20 protein-coding genes are annotated in these 17,820 nt (G+C 64.3%); 4 read left to right on the forward strand and 16 right to left on the reverse strand.

Annotated features, from left to right (window positions below):
• Positions 1-95 precede the first annotated feature (95 nt).
• From PSO31014_RS04225 to PSO31014_RS04245, 5 genes are read right to left on the reverse strand one after another with little or no spacing between them, the layout of a single operon-like run.
• Positions 96-833, reverse strand: a complete 738-nt coding sequence (locus PSO31014_RS04225) for an amino acid ABC transporter ATP-binding protein (RefSeq protein ID WP_150550484.1) — start codon at positions 831-833, stop codon at positions 96-98.
• A complete protein-coding gene (gene argH / locus PSO31014_RS04230; protein ID WP_150550485.1) occupies positions 830-2,335 on the reverse strand; it encodes an argininosuccinate lyase in 1,506 nt (501 codons plus the stop codon). The genes PSO31014_RS04225 and argH overlap by 4 nt, the downstream gene beginning before the upstream one ends.
• Positions 2,336-2,337: 2 nt before the next feature.
• Positions 2,338-3,024, reverse strand: a complete 687-nt coding sequence (locus tag PSO31014_RS04235; protein WP_150550486.1) for an amino acid ABC transporter permease — start codon at positions 3,022-3,024, stop codon at positions 2,338-2,340.
• A 15-nt stretch (positions 3,025-3,039) separates the two neighbouring features.
• Positions 3,040-3,705 carry an amino acid ABC transporter permease gene (locus PSO31014_RS04240; RefSeq protein WP_150550487.1) on the reverse strand — a complete coding sequence of 222 codons (666 nt, stop codon included), beginning with the start codon at positions 3,703-3,705 and terminating at the stop codon, positions 3,040-3,042.
• Between the two features lie 10 nt (positions 3,706-3,715).
• Complete coding sequence (locus tag PSO31014_RS04245; RefSeq protein ID WP_150550488.1) at positions 3,716-4,582, reverse strand: transporter substrate-binding domain-containing protein; 867 nt, start codon at positions 4,580-4,582, stop codon at positions 3,716-3,718.
• A 212-nt stretch (positions 4,583-4,794) separates the two neighbouring features.
• On the opposite strand from PSO31014_RS04245, the gene PSO31014_RS04250 reads away from it, so the two are divergent.
• Complete coding sequence (locus tag PSO31014_RS04250) at positions 4,795-5,700, forward strand: LysR substrate-binding domain-containing protein (protein ID WP_150550489.1); 906 nt, start codon at positions 4,795-4,797, stop codon at positions 5,698-5,700.
• A gap of 3 nt (positions 5,701-5,703) precedes the next feature.
• Here PSO31014_RS04250 and PSO31014_RS04255 read toward each other — a convergent pair whose 3' ends face one another.
• Positions 5,704-6,666 carry an aldose epimerase family protein gene (locus PSO31014_RS04255; protein ID WP_174976385.1) on the reverse strand — a complete coding sequence of 321 codons (963 nt, stop codon included), beginning with the start codon at positions 6,664-6,666 and terminating at the stop codon, positions 5,704-5,706.
• A 543-nt stretch (positions 6,667-7,209) separates the two neighbouring features.
• On the opposite strand from PSO31014_RS04255, the gene PSO31014_RS04260 reads away from it, so the two are divergent.
• The 3 genes from PSO31014_RS04260 to PSO31014_RS04270 all read left to right on the forward strand — a co-directional run bounded on the left by PSO31014_RS04260 (position 7,210) and on the right by PSO31014_RS04270 (position 9,622).
• Positions 7,210-8,349 carry a ribonucleotide-diphosphate reductase subunit beta gene (locus PSO31014_RS04260; RefSeq protein WP_150550491.1) on the forward strand — a complete coding sequence of 380 codons (1,140 nt, stop codon included), beginning with the start codon at positions 7,210-7,212 and terminating at the stop codon, positions 8,347-8,349.
• 375 nt (positions 8,350-8,724) lie between these two features.
• The gene (locus PSO31014_RS04265) at positions 8,725-9,027 is read left to right on the forward strand and encodes a hypothetical protein (RefSeq protein ID WP_150550492.1); all 303 of its coding nucleotides are present in this window, start codon (positions 8,725-8,727) and stop codon (positions 9,025-9,027) included.
• Between the two features lie 28 nt (positions 9,028-9,055).
• The gene (locus PSO31014_RS04270; RefSeq protein ID WP_150550493.1) at positions 9,056-9,622 is read left to right on the forward strand and encodes a histone H1-like DNA-binding protein; all 567 of its coding nucleotides are present in this window, start codon (positions 9,056-9,058) and stop codon (positions 9,620-9,622) included.
• A gap of 114 nt (positions 9,623-9,736) precedes the next feature.
• Here PSO31014_RS04270 and PSO31014_RS04275 read toward each other — a convergent pair whose 3' ends face one another.
• The 10 genes from PSO31014_RS04275 to PSO31014_RS04320 all read right to left on the reverse strand — a co-directional run bounded on the left by PSO31014_RS04275 (position 9,737) and on the right by PSO31014_RS04320 (position 17,716).
• Positions 9,737-10,216: an outer membrane lipoprotein gene (locus tag PSO31014_RS04275; protein WP_150550494.1), complete on the reverse strand. Its 480-nt coding sequence runs from the start codon at positions 10,214-10,216 to the stop codon at positions 9,737-9,739.
• Positions 10,217-10,235: 19 nt separating this feature from the next.
• Positions 10,236-11,171 (reverse strand): carbohydrate kinase family protein, encoded by a 936-nt coding sequence (locus PSO31014_RS04280; protein ID WP_130027148.1) that lies wholly within the window; start codon positions 11,169-11,171, stop codon positions 10,236-10,238.
• Between the two features lie 180 nt (positions 11,172-11,351).
• Entirely contained in the window at positions 11,352-11,852 is a 501-nt protein-coding gene (gene tpx, locus PSO31014_RS04285; protein WP_150550495.1) for a thiol peroxidase, read from the reverse strand.
• Positions 11,853-11,884: 32 nt separating this feature from the next.
• Positions 11,885-12,865, reverse strand: a complete 981-nt coding sequence (locus PSO31014_RS04290; protein WP_150550496.1) for a DUF3426 domain-containing protein — start codon at positions 12,863-12,865, stop codon at positions 11,885-11,887.
• Positions 12,866-12,914: 49 nt separating this feature from the next.
• Positions 12,915-13,808 carry a 50S ribosomal protein L11 methyltransferase gene (gene prmA / locus PSO31014_RS04295; RefSeq protein ID WP_150550497.1) on the reverse strand — a complete coding sequence of 298 codons (894 nt, stop codon included), beginning with the start codon at positions 13,806-13,808 and terminating at the stop codon, positions 12,915-12,917.
• Between the two features lie 39 nt (positions 13,809-13,847).
• Complete coding sequence (gene accC / locus PSO31014_RS04300) at positions 13,848-15,209, reverse strand: acetyl-CoA carboxylase biotin carboxylase subunit (RefSeq protein WP_150550498.1); 1,362 nt, start codon at positions 15,207-15,209, stop codon at positions 13,848-13,850.
• A 99-nt stretch (positions 15,210-15,308) separates the two neighbouring features.
• Complete coding sequence (gene accB / locus PSO31014_RS04305; RefSeq protein ID WP_150550499.1) at positions 15,309-15,770, reverse strand: acetyl-CoA carboxylase biotin carboxyl carrier protein; 462 nt, start codon at positions 15,768-15,770, stop codon at positions 15,309-15,311.
• Between the two features lie 70 nt (positions 15,771-15,840).
• Positions 15,841-16,287: a type II 3-dehydroquinate dehydratase gene (gene aroQ / locus PSO31014_RS04310; RefSeq protein WP_017231507.1), complete on the reverse strand. Its 447-nt coding sequence runs from the start codon at positions 16,285-16,287 to the stop codon at positions 15,841-15,843.
• A gap of 132 nt (positions 16,288-16,419) precedes the next feature.
• A complete protein-coding gene (locus PSO31014_RS04315; protein ID WP_150550500.1) occupies positions 16,420-16,944 on the reverse strand; it encodes a TlpA family protein disulfide reductase in 525 nt (174 codons plus the stop codon).
• A gap of 115 nt (positions 16,945-17,059) precedes the next feature.
• On the reverse strand, positions 17,060-17,716 hold the full coding sequence (locus tag PSO31014_RS04320) for a UDP-N-acetylmuramate--alanine ligase (protein ID WP_174976415.1): 657 nt from the start codon (positions 17,714-17,716) through the stop codon (positions 17,060-17,062).
• Positions 17,717-17,820: the final 104 nt, after the last annotated feature.

The raw sequence follows: 17,820 nt of genomic DNA on the forward strand, positions 1-17,820 counted from the left end.
TTGGGGCCAGTCCCGAGGTTTGCGCCTCGGCACTGGCCCCAAACTTTTTTGGGCGTCGCGATTCCGGGCGCCGCGATGACGGTTGACGCGTCGTGTCAGCGCAGCACGCTGCTCAGGAATTGACGCGTACGGGGTTCACGCGGGGCACCGAACAGTTCCTCTGGCGGACCGCTCTCGACGATGCGGCCGTGATCGAAGAACACCACCCGATCGGCGACCTCGCGAGCGAAGCCCATCTCATGCGTGACGACGATCATCGTCATGCCGTCGCGCGCCAAATCCTTCATGACGGCCAGCACCTCACCGACGGTTTCCGGATCGAGCGCCGAGGTTGGCTCGTCGAACAACATCAGTTTCGGCTTCATCGCCAGCGCGCGCACGATGGCCACGCGCTGCTGCTGCCCGCCCGAGAGCGACACGGGATACGCGTCTGCCTTGTGGGCCAGTCCCACGCGTTCGAGCAGCGCATGCGCGGTCCGATCGGCCTCGGCCTGCGTCATGCGGCCGAGCTTGACCGGGGCCAGCGTGATGTTGCGCAGAATGCTCAGGTGCGGGAACAGCGTGTAATCCTGGAACACCATGCCGACGTCCTCGCGCAACTTCGCCATGGCCCGGTGATCCCGCACGTCGGTGGCCGCCTCGCCGAGCGTGACGGTGCCGTCGGTGGGCGTCTCGAGGCTATTCAGGCAGCGGATCAGCGTGGACTTGCCGGACCCGCTCGGGCCGATCACGACCACGACCTCGCCGGGATGGACGTCGAGATCCACGCCGTTGACCACCTGATGCGCACCGAAATGCTTGTGCAGACCGCGAATCGAGAGCAGTGCGTTCATGGGTGGCCTGCCAGTGCGCGGGTGGTGTCTTGCAGCTCGCGCCGGGCATCGGCCAGACGTGTGCGCCAGTCGTCGACGAAGGCGTGTGCGTCGTCGAGTCGCCCCTGGGCTTCGCGCACGTGGGCACGCAGCGTGTCCGGGCTCGGACTGCCGGCCGAAGCACGCGCGGCCACATTGCGGGTCGGGTCGAGACATGCGCGCACTGCCTGTGCATCAATGCCGAGCGGCGCGCCGAGCTGTTCGCGTGCCGCCGCCTCGACCATGTCCGCGTCAATCCGGTCAGCGGGTACGCCACGGTCCATCGCGTCGCGCACGACCGCCCCGACCAGGTGATGGGCCGCGCGGAACGACAGGTCGTGCGCGCGCACCATGTGGTCCGCCAGCGCGGTCGCGGTGGAGAAATCCTCGGCGGCGAGGCGGCCAGCGCGCGCGGCGACCGGACGGGCCGTGCGCAGCACGAGTTCGAGCAGGGTCAGGCAGCGCAGGGTCTCGCGCGCGGCGTCCCAGAAGCCGAGGGTGCCCTCACGGTTCGCGTCGCCGGTGTGGGTGAAATGGGTGCCCTTGATCGCCATCGAGCCGGCCATCAGCGTGGCCACGATCTGGCCGGTGCGCCCCTTCAGGTATTCGAGCACGACCGGATTCTTCTTCTGCGGCATGATGCTCGACGTTGTCGCCACGCTGTCGGGGAACTCGATCAAGCCGAACTCATGCGTGGTCCACACGAAGTAGTCCTGCGCCACGCGACTCCAGAACACGGCCAGCAGGCTCAGATCGGCAATGCCTTCGAGCAGGAAGTCGCGCGAACCGACTGCATCGAGCGCGTTATCGATGTACGTATCGAAGCCGAGCAGCCCCGCCGTGCGCTGGCGATCGATCGCGAACGGCGTGCCGGCGAACGCGGCCGCGCCGAGCGGTGAGACGTTCATGTGCGAGAGCGTGTCCATCAGGCGGCGGCTGTCGCGCTCGAGCGCCTGCGCCACGCCGGCCAGATAGAAGCCGTAGGTCATCGGCTGGGCCGGTTGCAGGTGCGTATAGCCCGGCATGACGACCTCGGCATGGCGCTCGGCCTGTTCGAGCGCCGTGGTGCGCACGCGCAGCAGCACATCGATCAGCTCGATCAGCGTGGCGCGTCCGCGCAGGCGATCGAGCGTCGCCAGGATGTCGTTGCGGCTCCGGCCAGTATGCAGCCGGCCGCCGATGTCGGCGCCGACCAGGCTCATCAGATGCGCCTCGTAGTTGAAGTAGGCGTCTTCACGGCTCGGGTCGAGCGGCACGGCGCCCGGGCCCTGTTCTTCCATGGCGAGAATGCCGCGCGCGAGCGCCGACGCGTGCTCGGGGCGGATCAATCCCTGCTCGGCCAGCATCACGACGTGAGCCTTGTTGATATCGCCGAGCGGCACGAACGTCTCGTCGAAGCCGGCCAGGCGCGGCTTGAAGATGATGTCGTTGACTTCCGGGGCGAGGGCTTCGGTGAGCCGGCGACTGACTTTCGAGATGGACATGGTCAACCTTGTGTAGAGAGCGGGCGAACGCGCTCGCGTTGCAGGCGGCGTTCGAGGTAACGGGACAGCGCGCTGAGCGCTGAGCAGATGACGAAATAGACGGCGAGCACGAGGCCGTAGACCTCGAAGGCGGGGTTCTGGCCCTGCATGATCGTGGCGCGCTCGATGATGTTCTGGCTGACTTTGAGGAATTCGCCAACGCCGATCAACGCGCCGAGTGCGGTCGACTGGACGAGCAGCGTGAGCAGCCCCGTGTAGGCGGGCAGGATCGCACCAATCGACTGGGGGCCGATCACGTAGCGATAGACCTGCCAGCGTCGCAGACCGAGTGCGGCGGCGCTTTTCCACTGGTGTGGGGGCACCGACGCGATACCGCCCGAGACCACCACCGTGCCATTGGCGCCGCCCCACAGGGACAGCCCGACCGTAGCCGCGACGAATGGGCTCAGGTCGAGACCAAACATCGGCGCGACGAAGAACACGCAGAACACGTTGACGATGAGCGGAATCGAACGAAACAGCTCGACGTAGCCGTGGATGGCGAGCTTCAGCCAGCGATTGGGCAACGTGGCGAGCACGCCGAACACGAGCGAGATCACGGTCGTGCAGGCGAGCACCGCGCCAGCCAGCGCAAGCGTCATGCGCAGCCCCTTGGCGATGACGAGCCAGTTTTCAAGAATGACGTTCATGGTGGATCACTCGCCTCAATGGGTTCGGAATGGCCGTTGCAGCCAGGCCGAGAGCCGGTGCGCGAGCAGCGCGAGCACCGCGACCATGCTCAGATACAGCACGAGGATCGCGCCGAACATCTCGAGCGGGCGGAAGTCCGTGGCAATGCGATCGACGGCGACGAACGTCAGCTCCATGAGCCCGATGGCCTGCAGATATGACGAGTTCTTGAGCAGCGAGATCGCCGTATTGAGCATGCCGGGCAGCGCGTGACGCACGGCGATGGGCAGTGCGATCAGCGTGAAGTAGTGCCACGGTCGCAGCGAGAGGGCGTGGCACGATTCGTACATGCGCCGCCCGACGGCCGCCATGCCGCCTCGCAGGTTCTCGATCTGGTAGGCCCCGGCCCACAGCGACAGGCACAGCACGCCGGAGCTGAATAACGACAGACTGAGGCCGATCGCGGGCAAGCCATAGAAGATGAAGAACAACTGCACGAGGATTGGTGTGTTGCGCATCAGTTCGACGTAGCCGGTGACCATGGGCGAGAGCACGGGCACGCGGAAGATCCGGATGGCGCAGCCCGCGATGCCGATCAGCGCCGAGCAGACGATGGCGATGACCGACACTTCGAGCGTCATCAGTGCGCCGCGCCAAAGCGCGGGCCACTGGGCGATGAGATAGGCGACGTCGAAATCCATGGGCGCCGCCTTATTGCACGGTTTCCTTCGGGCGTCCCTGCTGGAACACCGCGAGGTAATAGCTGCGGATCGATTCGGGCACGCTGAGCTTGACCCACTGCACGAAGCGGCCTTCGTAGCGCATGCGCGCGATGGCGGCCGACAGATAGTCGCGCCAGGCAGTTTCGTTCTTGCGCACGCCGATGGCCGCGTCGGAAATCTGGAAGTACTGGCCGAGCAACCTGGCGTCGGGATCCTTCGCGGCGGCGACCACGAGCGTGGCGGCGTCGTGCGTGTAGGCGTCGGCACGACCCTGGCGGAAGGTCTGCATGGCGTCGGCCGCCGTATTCAGGCGGAGCATCTTGACGTCGGGCATATGGTCCTCGAACCACTTCGCCTGCACGGACCCCTTCAGCGCGACGAGCGTCTTGCCCTTGAGGTCGGCGAGCGACTGGATGCCGCCGTCGCGACGCACCACCACGTCGCTGGCGCCCCAACGGTACGGCTGGGTGAAATCGATCACGCGGGCGCGCTCGGGGGTGACGCCGAGCGTGGCGATGAGCAGGTCGACCTTGCGGCCGAGCAACTGCGGGACACGGTTCTCTGCCGTCACGCAGGTGAATACGGCCTTGTCCTTCGCGCCGAACGCCCACTCGGCGATCTGGCGGCTCATCTCGACTTCGACGCCCGCGAATGCGCCGCTGCTGTCCTGGTAGCCATAGGGCGGTTGGTCGCAACGCACGCCGACGCGCAGCTGACCTTGTGCCTTGATGTCGGCTGGTAGCACCGGCAAGTCGCCCGGCGCGGCGAGGGCGGGGCGCGCGACGATGGTTGACATGACCATCACGGTGGCGGAGGTGGCAAGGGCGGTAATGAACGAACGGCGCAGGCGTGGCATCGATAGCTCCTCAAGCGGAACGGCACGTGGACGGCCGGGGGCGTGGGCGGTGAGAGACGATGCCTTGACGTTGCCCGGACGGGATGCCAACGAGTGTAGCGAGACGGTCGCATTCTTAAAAATCACAATACAATACGAGTCCATACATTCCTGATATACCCCTGGGCACGCGGCATTCACGGGTGTTTCCGGGCAGTCGAGAGCCAACGACAATGAAGTTCAAGCAGGTCGAAGCGTTCAGGGCGGTGATCCAGACCGGATCGATGACGGCGGCGGCGGACGCGTTGCATACGTCGCAGCCCAATATCAGTCGCTTGGTCGGGCAACTCGAGCAGAGCGTCGGGTTCCGGCTGTTCGAGCGGATCAACGGGCGGCTGCAACTGACGGACGAGGGCGCCGAGTTGTTTCGCGACGTCGAGCGTGCGTTCGTGAGTCTGAAGAGCCTGGAGGATTCGGCTGCGCAGATTCGACGCTCGGGGACGGGCCGGCTGCGCGTCGGCGCGGTGCCGTCGATTGCGCTCACGCAAATGCCGGAGGTCATTCGTCGGTTTCGCGAAGCGCATCCGGGCGTGGCCGTCTCGCTGCTCACCAACGATTCGCCGCGCGTGGCGCAATGGGTCGCGTCTCAGTTCTGCGATCTCGGCGTGGTGGCTTATGTCAGCCGCGACGTGTCGGGCATCGAGGCGACGACGATTCGCGACGTGGCCGGTGTTTGCGCTTTTCCGGCCGGGCATCGGCTGGGCGAGCGCGATATCGTCACCCCTGCCGATCTCGAATACGAGCCGTTCATCGCGCTGTCACTCGTCGACGGAACGCGCATGAAGATCGATCAACGCTTTCGTGAGGCGGGCGTCGTGCTACGTCACAAGGAACTTGAAACGCCGTACGAAGCGACGGTGTGCGCGATGGTTGCCGGCGGGTTGGGCGTGAGCATCGTGAGCGAGTCGGTCGCGCGGGCCTATGCGGGGCGCGGCCTCCTCGACTATCGGCGGTTCGTGCCGGATGTGCCGTTCACGACGCACTTGCTGCGACCGCTACACGCGCCGCAAAGCTTGCTGGCGCAGCGCTTTGCGGACACGTTGCGCGCCGTGGTGGGAGGTGACACGGCGGTCACCTAGCCCTCAGGCCAGATCGATACGCATCGACAGATCCAGCGTTTGCCCGTGCGCCACGACCACGTGATCGTCGTCGAACTCGCCGACCCGATGCGTCGACGGTTCCAGACAGAGGTAGGGACGTCCCGCGGGAGAGTGCACCACGAGCCAGGTGGCGTCGCTGCTGCGCACCGTGGCCGAGCGCAGGCCGCCGGCGTAGTCGAGGCGTGCGTCGAATCGCCCCGACTCGACCGGAGCCTCGGCGAACCAGGTGGACCGCCCGTCGGTATCGAGTCCGCCGCCGACAGACACGACCTCGATCTCGCCGACGTGCACGCGTTGCTCGCTCGGCCATCGGATGTCCTCCGACGGCGAACGCCAGATCGCCTCCGCTTCGAACGTCAGGCGCGAGCCGGCAGGCCACTGAAAGTAGGGATGTAGCCCGAGCCCGGCGGGCATATCCTGCGTCGAGAGATTGGTGATCGACAGTTGCATGTCGACGCCGAGTGCGTCGAGCGTCACCGAGAGATACGCCTGATAGTGCCACGGCCATTCGGGTTGAGCGGGACTGTCGAGTTGGAGCACGCAACAGTGCGGGCTCTCGTCGACGACATCCCACGCGCGACGCAGCCCCCAGCCGTGCAGCGAACTCGATGCGGCCGGCGTCTCGCGAGCGACGATCGCGCGCTCGCGCCAGTGCAGCGTGTCGTCGCGCAGCATGTTGGTATACGGCAGCATCGGAAAGGCGCCGGCCTTCGGCCATTCGTCCGACGAGAACGGGTCGTTGCCGAGCGGGACCAGGTAGTCGAAAACGTCACCGCGCGTGTCGCGCCGAGCGAGTCGTGCGAGCCGCGCCCCGCAGCCCGGTTGAACCTCGGCCACGAGCGCGCCCGCCGCGAGGCGGATCGGTTTGCCGGGGGTGAGCGTGAGCGGTGTCGGGCCTGACGAACCTGCCGACGCCGGTGCGCCGTCGGCGCCTGGGAATGTCATCGTCGGTATCTCCTTCATCGACGTTCAGTAGTGGCGTGCGCCGGAATCTGTCGTTCCGGTTCGCCGTCGCGACAGGATACGCCAATGTGACGCGGCGCCCCCCTCGACGCACCATCATCGCTGTTGTGCGGCGCCATTTCATGGCAAGATGCCGGTCCCGCAAGCCCGGCCGCCCGGCACTCGGGAGATGTTGCCAAACACTAGGTATAGTGGTCATCGTGCAGTGCGGCACTAGATATAGTGTTGTGTGCTGGAACGAGTGACGTAATTGTGCTAAATTGGAGGCATTCCATTCGACGTCGGGAGGTCAGGATGTTGTTGCAGCTCTCGCGTCGGCGTTGTTGTTCAAAACTGCGCAATTGCGCCTCTGCATCACCCCCGAAATATGGCAATGCTCCCGGTGGACTTCGTGCTCCCGGTGATCGCTTGCCGGCCGCCGGATCGCAAATTTTTTGTCGGCCTTCGCACGCGAACGGCTGATCTGTCACTTCGGCGATGTGCGCGCATGTGTGCATCGCATCAACCTGAACGGACTGAGACCCTATGCTGAACTGGGAAGAAGACACCACCGCGGCCAAATCGGCTGCGCCCACCGCTGCTCCGGCTGCGTCGAACGTGCTGGGCACGCAAGGGGAAACCCCGACTGTGATCGCCTCGCAGTCGACGCGTCGCGTGAGCGCCTCCGACAAGCGCGTGATCAACGGCACGACGGATGTGAATCAACTGGTGCCCTTCAAGTACAAGTGGGCCTGGGAAAAGTATCTGGCCGGTTGCGCGAACCACTGGATGCCGCAGGAAATCAACATGTCGCGCGACATCGCCCTGTGGAAAGATCCGAATGGTCTGACCGAAGACGAGCGCCGCATCATCAAGCGCAATCTCGGCTTCTTCGTGACGGCCGACTCGCTCGCGGCGAACAACATCGTGCTCGGCACCTATCGCCACATCACCGCACCGGAGTGCCGCCAGTTCCTGTTGCGCCAGGCCTTCGAAGAGGCGATCCACACGCACGCCTATCAGTACATCGTCGAGAGCCTGGGGTTGGACGAAGGCGAGATCTTCAACGCGTATCACGAAGTGCCGTCGATTCGCGACAAGGACGAATTCCTGCTCCCGTTCATCGAAGTGGTGGCGGATCCGTCGTTCCAGACCGGCACGCAGGAAGCCGACCAGAAGCTGCTGCGCTCGCTCATCGTGTTCGCCTGCATCATGGAAGGGCTGTTCTTCTACGTCGGCTTCACGCAGATTCTCGCGCTGGGTCGTCAGAACAAGATGACCGGTGCTGCAGAGCAATATCAATACATCCTGCGCGACGAGTCGATGCACTGCAACTTCGGCATCGATCTGATCAACCAGGTGAAGCTGGAAAACCCGAACCTGTGGACGCCGGAGTTCCGCGAAGAGATTCGCGAGCTGTTCAAGAAGGCGGTCGAGCTGGAGTATCGCTACGCTGAAGATACGATGCCGCGCGGCGTGCTCGGTCTGAACGCGGGCATGTTCAAGAGCTATTTGCGCTTCATCGCGAACCGTCGCTGTTCCCAAATTGGTCTCGAGGCGCTCTATCCGAACGAAGAGAATCCGTTCCCGTGGATGAGCGAGATGATCGATCTGAAGAAGGAGCGCAACTTCTTCGAAACGCGAGTGATCGAATACCAGACCGGTGGCGCGTTGAGCTGGGACTAAGCAGGAAGTGAAATTTGGATGCTGGCTGCAAAGCCAGTATCCATGCGGGTTTCGAGAGGATGGTGTGAGCGTGCGTGGCACGTGTGAGCGCCAGCAAAAGAAGTCGAAGAGACGGTGCGCGTCACACACATCATCCTCACTCGCACGTCGTCACGCTCGCTTCGCACGCGTCGACATGCGAACGCCATGTGCATCAAATACAACAGATTGACTTCTTCGTTGCGAACGTTGTGCGATTTTTTATGCGCAAAGTATTAACATCGCATCACAAAAGAATTATGATTCGCTCAAATAAATTGCAGTCTCGATGAACACACGAAAGCACATTGCTTTCCTCCCGCGACAGAGAGCTGGTAGTTACGGAGCGTAAAAACCTTGGTGCATAGCAAGCAGTATCGCTTATCCGCTATCGCAATCTCCTCCCTCCCGATGACGGGACAGGCAAGCTACCCCCCGAAGAATCTGGCGAATCCCCTTTCTCAAGACAATCGAATTGCTGGCGGCAATGTCGCCGGCAATTTTTTTGCGCGCGTGACCACTCACGGTCAGCGTCATGCGCGCAGCGCCGAATTCATTAGCGTAAGCCGTCGAAGTCCGATGCGTACGCCGATGAATAGCCCGCTCGCCGGCGGTTCGCCGCATGGTGGTCGGGTTTCCTTCTCAGGTGGTTTTGTTTGAGTGATCTCTCACGTTAAGGAGCAAAGTGATGGCTACTACTGCTAAGAAAAAACCCGCAGCCAAGAAGGCTGTTGCCAAGAAGCCGGTAGCGAAGAAGGCTGCCGCCGCCAAGAAGCCTGTCGCGAAGAAGGCTGTCGCCGCCAAGAAGCCGGTAGCGAAGAAGGCTGTCGCCGCCAAGAAGCCGGCAGCGAAGAAGGTTGCCGCCAAGAAGCCGGCCGCCAAGAAGGCAGCGGTGAAGAAGGTTGCCGCCAAGAAGCCGGTCGCCAAGAAGGCAGCGGTGAAGAAGGTTGCCGCCAAGAAGCCGGTCGCCAAGAAGGCCGCAGTGAAGAAGGTTGCTGCGAAGAAGCCGGTTGCGAAGAAGGCCGCAGTGAAGAAGGTTGCTGCGAAGAAGCCGGCCGCCAAGAAGGCTGCTGTAAAGAAGGTTGCGGCGAAGAAGCCGGCAGCGAAGAAGCCTGCGGCGGCGGCGAAGAAGCCGGCCGCCAAGAAGGTCGCCGCCAAGCCTGCTGCGGCCCCGGCTGCAGCACCGGCAGCAGCACCGAAGACGGCGCTGAACCCGGCAGCGGCATGGCCGTTCCCGACCGGCAGCCGTCCGTAATTCGAGTGCCGAAGCAGGAACCAAGGCACTTAGGTGTCTTTTGATCGAGTAGGCCTACTCGATCCGAAACCCGCTGTGATGAGAGATCGTCGCAGCGGGTTTTTTCATGCAACCTTAGTGCGTCACACGCGTGACGCCGCCGCTCGAGAGCAGACGCACACGCTGACCCGGCTGGAATGCCTCGTCGGCGTCCTGTGTGATGGCGCGAAGTTCGCCGTTGTCGAGTCGCACGGTAATCTCCAGGCCCGCCTTCTTGCTCATGCGGTTTTCGACCGCTTGCCCCGCAACGGCACCCAACAGACCGCCGATGATGCCCGTCGCGATCGAGCCGCGACCGCCACCAATGGCGCTGCCGCCGACGGCGCCCAACGCACCGCCGCCCACCACGCCGAGAATCCCCGGATCGCCGTTGCTGCTATCGATCGTGACCGGGCGCACCGATTCGACCGTGCCCATGCGCACGATCTGCTCGCGTTGCGCCTGGCGACTGTTGTAGACGCTCGCGGAATTGCTCGGGCCGAACGCCGTGCAGGCGGACAGCGAGAGCGACGCTGCGGCGGTGAGAATAAGGAGGGGTGTGGTCAGTCGTGCCATCGTTGTGTTTGTCCTGAAATCATACGAAGCGGTGGCCGAACGCGGCTTCATATTGCGCCTCGATCTCGGCGCGCGTCGGTGCGTAAGTCTGCGGGCCTTGCTCGGCAATCTTGAGCGAACCCATCAGGCTGGCCAGGCGGCCGGCGGTGGGCCAGTCGAGACCCTTCTCGATACCGTACAGCAACCCGCCACGGAAGGCGTCGCCGCACCCGGTGGGGTCGACGACTCGCTTGGCTTTGACGGCAGGAATGTCATGTTGCTTGCCGCCGGCGAAGATCAGAGCGCCGTGTTCTCCACGCGTAACGACCAGCGCCTCGACACGCGACTGGAGGTCGTCCATCGACCAGCCGGTCTTCGTGCAGAGGAGCTTGGCTTCGTAGTCGTTGACCGCAAGGTACGTGGCGAGTTCCACCATGCGACGCAGGGCCTCAGGCGAGAGCAACGGCAGGCCCTGGCCCGGATCGAACAGGAACGGCACCCCGGCGGCGGCGAAGCCTTCGGCGTGCGTGAGCATGGCGTCGGGGGCGTCGGGGGCAACGATGCCGAGCGTCGCGCCGTTGACATCGGCCACGCGGTTGCGCGACGAGAACATCATCGCCCCCGGGTGGAAAGCGGTGATCTGGTTGTTGTCCAGATCGGTCGTGATCATCGCATTGGCGGTCATGCTGTCCGCGACCACGCGAACGAATTCCGTCGTCATGCCGAGCGACTGGAAGCGCTCGACGTAGGGCGCGCCATCTTCGCCAACGGTGGCCATGACGACCGGCGAGCCGCCCAGCAGATGCAGGCTGTAGCCAATGTTGCCGGCGCAGCCGCCGAAGTTGCGGCGCATCGTAGGCACGAGGAAGCTGACGTTCAGGATGTGTACCTGATCGGGCAGGATGTGCTCGCCGAAGCGGCCTTCGAACGTCATGATGTTGTCGTAGGCGAGCGAGCCGCAGATCACGGTAGTCACGGGGGAGATCCTTGCGAAAGGTAAGCGGGGCCAATCTGGGAGGGCAGACGGTTGGCCAGTCGCGCTGCCGGGTCATGCTAGAAAAACGGGCCGGTGCATTTGCCGCACCGGCACGGGAACCACCCTCCGGCGCGCACCGGCTTTACCGGGCGGGCCAGAGATACGCCGAGGGGCGATGGCTTACGACAACGCGGCCAGCGCGGCGTCGTAGTTCGGCTCGTTCTTGATCTCGGGCACGAGTTCGGCGTGGACGACGCGGTTATCGGCGTCGAGCACGACAACGGCACGGGCCGACACGCCGGCGAGCGGGCCGGTGGTGATCGCCACGCCGTAGTGCTTGAGGAACTCGCGGCCACGCATGGTCGAGAGCGTGACGACGTTGTTCAGGCCTTCGGTCGCGCAGAAGCGGCTCATGGCGAACGGCAGGTCAGCCGAGATCACGAGCACGACCGTGTTCTCGAGCTTGCCCGCGGCTTCGTTGAACTTGCGGGTCGAGGTGGCGCAGGTCGGCGTGTCGAGGCTCGGCACGATGTTGAGCACCTTGCGCTTGCCTGCGAAATCGTCGAGCGAGACGTCCTGCAACTTGGCATTGACCAGCGAAAAGGCCGGTGCGGTCTGCCCCTTTTGCGGGAACGGGCCGTCGACTTCGATGGGGTTGCCCCCGAGTGTGACTTGGGACATCAATATCTCCTAGGTTGAGTGCAACAGCGTCATCACGGGTAGAACGCGAGCACCCGGTAGTTACTGGCTAGCGCTGCCTGCGCCGTTAATCGTAACCGAATCGTGCGTTCGTTGTGTGGCGCCAGACCGGCATCATGCTGCGCTGTATCGGTGACGTAGTCGCTCGCCGAAAACACGCGTCGCACGACCGGCTTGCCGTCGATGTCCGACAGCGTGAGTTCGAGCGACGGCCAGGCCACGGCATAGTCAGCCTGATTGCGCATGAACACGGTGAGTGTCATTGGCACGGCGGCGTCGCCTGGCGTCGGGGCACTCGCGGGCGCACCGGTTGCCGCGTCGCTCGTGTCGGTCGCGTCGGTCGTACCGGGGGCGTCGGTGACCAGCGTCACGCTCGAAATCTGAACCTTGTCCGGCTGACGCGGCGGTGCGATCGTCACGTGCATCGGGCGTCCGAGCGCTGCGAACACGCCGCGCAGCGCCGGCACGCGATCGACGAGCGCGGCGCGCTCGACCCACGCCCATTGGGCGAGCAGGCCAACGACGGCCAGCGCGATCAGCACGCGCCAGATCACGCGACCGGCGCCGGGGCGACGTGCCTGTCCGGCGAGAGCAACGGACGTTGGCGAGTCGGCGGACGCGACAGAAGCGGACGACGCCATGGACGCGGTGGGCGCCGGGAGCACCGTGGCATCGTCGTCATCGATGTAGCGACCCGGGCCGTGTCGCATCTGCGCCCGGCTCTCGTCCGGCGTACCCAGCAGTGCAGCGATCGCCGTGGGCGTGAGCATCTCGGGCACCGGGGGGCGTTCGGCGGGCGCGGTCTCCACCTCGCTTTCTTCGCCGGGCGGCTCGCACAGGTAGGCCTGTCCATCGAATACTTCGCGACAGCTGCCACAGCGCACGAGACCATCGCGCAGCTTGAGCTGATCCGCCACAACGCGGAAGACGGTGTGGCAGTGAGGGCAGCGGGTAGCAAGAACGCGCGAGGGCTGGGCCATGGGAGTCGGGGGCATCGGAGGATTCGAGGGCGAGGACCCGGAGACTCGGCGCGTCGTGGGCGACTTAGCTGGCGGCCTGCCCGTGCAGGCAGACCCAGCCATCGTGAGCACGCCAGACCGACATCTTCATGTAGGGGGCGTAGGCGGCGATCACCTCGTCGGCTTGCCGCTCCAACACGCCGGACAGCGCGAGCCGCCCGCCCGGTGCCACGCGCGATGTCAGCATCGACGCGAGCAGTTTGAGCGGATTCGACAGGATGTTGGCAACCACGATATTGAATTGACCGTCGCGCAGGTCGGCGGGCAGTCCGTATTCGACGTTCGCGTGATTGCGCTCGCTGTTATAGCCGGCAGACTCGACGGCCTGCGGATCGATGTCGATACCGACCACCGGATCAGCGCCGCACTTGCGCGCCAGAATGGCCAGAATACCCGAGCCGCAGCCGTAGTCGAGCAACGACTGACCCGGCTCAACGTGCTGTTCGAGCCACTCCATGCACAGCCGCGTGGTCGGGTGGCTGCCGGTTCCGAACGCGAGGCCCGGATCGAGTTCGAGGATGAGCGCGTCGGCGTCCGGGGCGTCGTGCCACGACGGCACGACCCAGATACGCTGGCCGATCTGTATGGGCTCAAACTGCGATTGCGTCAGGCGCACCCAGTCCTGTTCTTCCACGTCGCGCAACGTGAACGCGGGCGACTCGGCAAGCCCCAGTTCGTTGACGGCCGCCGCGAGCATCACGGCGGCGTCCTGGTCTTCCCCGACCAGCGCGACCACGCGCGAGTGTTGCCACGCGGTGTCCGGCGGGGTCAGGCCCGGCTCGCCGAACATCGGTTGCTCGTCGGGCGTGTCGGCGTCCGCGTCTTCCACGGAGACCGACAGCACGCCCAGATCGAGCAGGGCGTCCGACAGGGCCTCGGCTTGGGCGCGGGCAACTTCTACGACGAGTTCGCGATACATGGCGAGTGATTTCCTGCTGATAAACGGCTGATGAACAGCTCAGTTGCTGCCGACGGCAGACTTCTGCGCCAGCTTCTGTTCCAGATAATGGATGCTCGTACCGCCTTCGACAAACTTGGCGTCGAGCATCAGTTCCCGGTGCAGCGGAATGTTCGTCTGGATACCTTCGATCACGATTTCCGACAGCGCGACACGCATGCGGCGAATGGCCTGATCGCGCGTTGCTCCGTAGGCGATCAGCTTGCCGATCATCGAATCGTAATTCGGCGGCACGAAGTAGCCGTTATAGGCGTGCGAGTCGACGCGGATGCCGGGGCCCCCCGGCATGTGCCAGGCGGTAATGCGACCCGGCGACGGCGTGAACTTGAACGGATCTTCGGCGTTGATGCGGCACTCGATCGCGTGACCCTGGAACTGGATGTCGCGCTGACGGAAGGTGAGCTTCTCGCCAGCCGCGATGCGGATCTGTTCCTGCACGATATCGATACCGGTGATCATTTCGGTGACCGGATGCTCGACCTGCACGCGCGTGTTCATTTCGATGAAGTAAAACTCACCGTTCTCGAACAGGAATTCGAACGTGCCGGCGCCGACGTAGCCCATCTTCTTGCAGGCGTCGGCGCAGCGATCGCCGATGCGCTCGATCAGGCGGCGCGGAATCAGCGGTGCGGTTGCCTCTTCGATCACCTTCTGGTGACGGCGCTGCATCGAGCAGTCGCGCTCGCCCAGCCAGACGGCGTTCTTGTGCTTGTCGGCGAGGATCTGGATTTCGATATGGCGCGGGTTCTCGAGGAACTTCTCCATATAGACTTCCGGATTGCCGAACGCGCGGCCGGCTTCTTCACGGGTCATGTTGACCGCGTTCACCAGCGCCGCTTCCGTGTGCACCACGCGCATGCCGCGACCGCCGCCGCCGCCGGCGGCCTTGATGATCACCGGATAGCCGACCTGGCGTGCAACACGCACGATTTCCTTGGGATCGTCGGGCAACGCGCCTTCCGAACCCGGCACGCACGGCACGCCGGTCTTGATCATCATCTGCTTGGCCGAGACCTTGTCGCCCATCAGGCGAATGGTGTCGGGGCGCGGTCCGATGAACGTGAAGCCCGATTGCTCGACGCGCTCGGCGAAGTCGGCGTTCTCGGAGAGAAAGCCGTAACCCGGGTGGATGGCCTGAGCGTCGGTGACTTCCGCCGCGCTGATGAGCGCCGGCATGTTCAGGTAGCTCAGCGGCGAGGGCGCCGGTCCGATACAGACGGCTTCGTCTGCGAGCTTGACGTACTTCGCTTCCTTGTCGGCTTCGGAGTAGACGACCACGGTCTTGATGCCCATCTCGCGGCACGCGCGCTGGACGCGCAGAGCGATTTCGCCGCGGTTGGCGATGAGGATTTTTTCAAACATTATGTGCAGTCCTGCCCGTAGGGGGAGAGGAGCGGGGCCGGACGCCTCGTGTCGCCGGGCGGCACTCGGCCGCGCGCGCGGGGCGTCCGACAACCGGCATTAGCCGATCACGAACAGCGGTTGACCGTATTCCACGGCCTGACCGTTCTCGACGAGGATTTCCTTGATCACGCCGGTCTTGTCCGACTCGATCTCGTTGAGCAGCTTCATCGCTTCGATGATGCACAGCGTCTGGCCTTCCTTGACCGAGTCGCCGACTTGCGCAAACGGATCGGCGCCCGGCGACGGGGCGCGGTAGAAGGTGCCGACCATCGGCGACGTCACGATGTGACCTTGCGGCAGGACCGGGGCAGCCGGTGCCGGCGCGGCGGCCGGTGCCACCGGCGCTTGCGCCGCGACCTGCGGGTAGGCCCCCGGCATGGCCATCTGCATCGGGGCGGCGATCAGTTGGGGCGGCGCCTTGACGATGCGGACCTTGCCTTCGCCTTCAGTGACTTCGAGTTCGGAAATACCCGATTCGGCCACGAGGTCGATCAACGTCTTGAGTTTGCGCAAATCCATGAAGGAAGCTCCTTAATTCGGTATCGACGCGGGGGTACGCCCCCGCGCGGGGAAATAGGGGATGAAAAGGCTACCCGCCGGCGAGTCGCCGCAGGGCAAATTCGAGTGCGAAGGTGTAGCCGCGCCAGCCCAGGCCGCAGATCACGCCTTGCGCAATATCGGAAAAGTACGAGTGATGCCGGAAGGCCTCACGCGCATGGACGTTCGAGAGATGCACCTCGACGAACGGAATGCCCACGCCGGCCAGCGCGTCGCGCATCGCTACGCTGGTATGCGTGTAGGCCGCAGGGTTGATGACGATGAAGTCGATCGACGCGTCGCGTGCCGCCTGAATCCGGTCAACCAGTGCGCCTTCGTGATTGCTCTGGAACGTCGTCACCTCGGCACCTGCCGCCTTGGCTTGTGCCTCGAGGGCCGCATCGATGTCGGCCAGCGTCGTACGACCGTACACCGCCGGCTCGCGAGTACCGAGCAGGTTGAGATTAGGACCGTGGAGCACAAGAATGCGGTGAGGCATCGGCGAATCAAATTTCACGAAATTGGGCGCAATTAAACGCCAGTTGGTGGATTTTGTCCAGTGGGGTGAAAATCAAGCCCCCGTCGGCCACGTCTGGCGGACTTCCCGCGCGCCCGCCTGACCGGCACGGCGTCAGCGCAGCGGCTTGAGCGCTGAACGCACTTCATCCGAAGTAATGCGGCCGAGCTTCTGGTAGTGCAAGCGGCCTTCAGGGTCAACCACGACGGTATACGGTAGCGCCCCGGCCTTGTTGCCCAGCGCGCGGGCAAGGTCGGTGCCCGCGTAGCCCGCCACGAGGAGCGGGTAGCCAACCTTTACCTTCTGCTCGAACGCGATCATGTTCTGCGCGGTATCAATGCCGATGCCTACAAATTGGACATTTTTTCCCGTGAATTCGGTGGAAAGCGCCTGGAGATCGGGCATTTCTTCAACGCAGGGCCCGCACCACGGGGCCCAGAAGTTGATGACCAGGGTCTTGCCGCGCCATTGCGAAATGGCCTGCTCATTCCCGGCCAAGTCGGGAAGCCGCGTGGCGAGCAGTTGGGCGACAGCGGCGTCCGACGCGTTTGTCGGTGCCTGGTTTCGATGGCCGAACCAAAAGCCGGCCGCCAGTCCCGCGAGCGCCAGAATCAGCAGAGTAACGATGCGTTTTACCATGATGGATGGGGCGGAGGTGGCGGGGAGTTGACGATGGACGATAGACGAAAAACGGATAGCAATTGCGGAGAATGGCGGGAGTTCGATGGCTATGTTGCCGCGTTCCGGACGCCGGTCAGCGGTGGGACGCTTGCTCCATGGCCTCGGCGCCGTCGATCAGTGTGCTCAGCCCGTTCACATCGACGCGTACCGGGCGGCCATTCCCGTCGGTGGCCTTGAGTGCGCCGCGCATGTCGTCGAGGGAATACAAGGACAGGTGCACGCCGGCGGGTTCGCCACGCTGTCCCCGCTCGCGCCACAGGAAACTCAGCGTCTCGACCATGCCGCGACCGTTGAAATGGCGACTTTCCGAAACCTCGTAGTCGACGCCCCGGTTCAGCAGATCGATGGCGACTTCCTTCGGATTGTCGCAAAATGCCTGCAAATAGATGTCAGACAGCGACGTCGCCGTGCCGTTGTAGACGGCGCCAGTAATATAAGGCCGGTAGCGCGCCAATGTCGTCATGACGGTCAGCGCGACCTGACGCAGATGCGCCAGCTCGGCCGGCTGCGTGTCCGAGAGGAAGGTCTGCACGTACTCGCGGACTTCCGCTTCGATTTGATCGTTATCCGGCAGCAACTCACCCGCAATCCGCGCCTCGCCGGTCACCTGCTTCGCCGCCTTGCGCTTCGCGGTGGCATAGTCGGCGCCCTCCTCGGCGATGAGGCGGGCGGCCACCAAGGCGATTTCCTCGCGCAGGCGTTGGGCGTCGGACCAGGATTTGCGTGTCATGCGCACGATGATACCCGAAAGGCATTGCGCTTCACGCCGCAGGTACAATGGTGATCCTGGCTGTTCGGCTTCCCCCATTTCCCGCACGGGCTCGGCCCGTCCTC

The organism is Pandoraea soli (assembly GCF_902459595.1).
Taxonomy (GTDB): domain Bacteria; phylum Pseudomonadota; class Gammaproteobacteria; order Burkholderiales; family Burkholderiaceae; genus Pandoraea; species Pandoraea cepalis.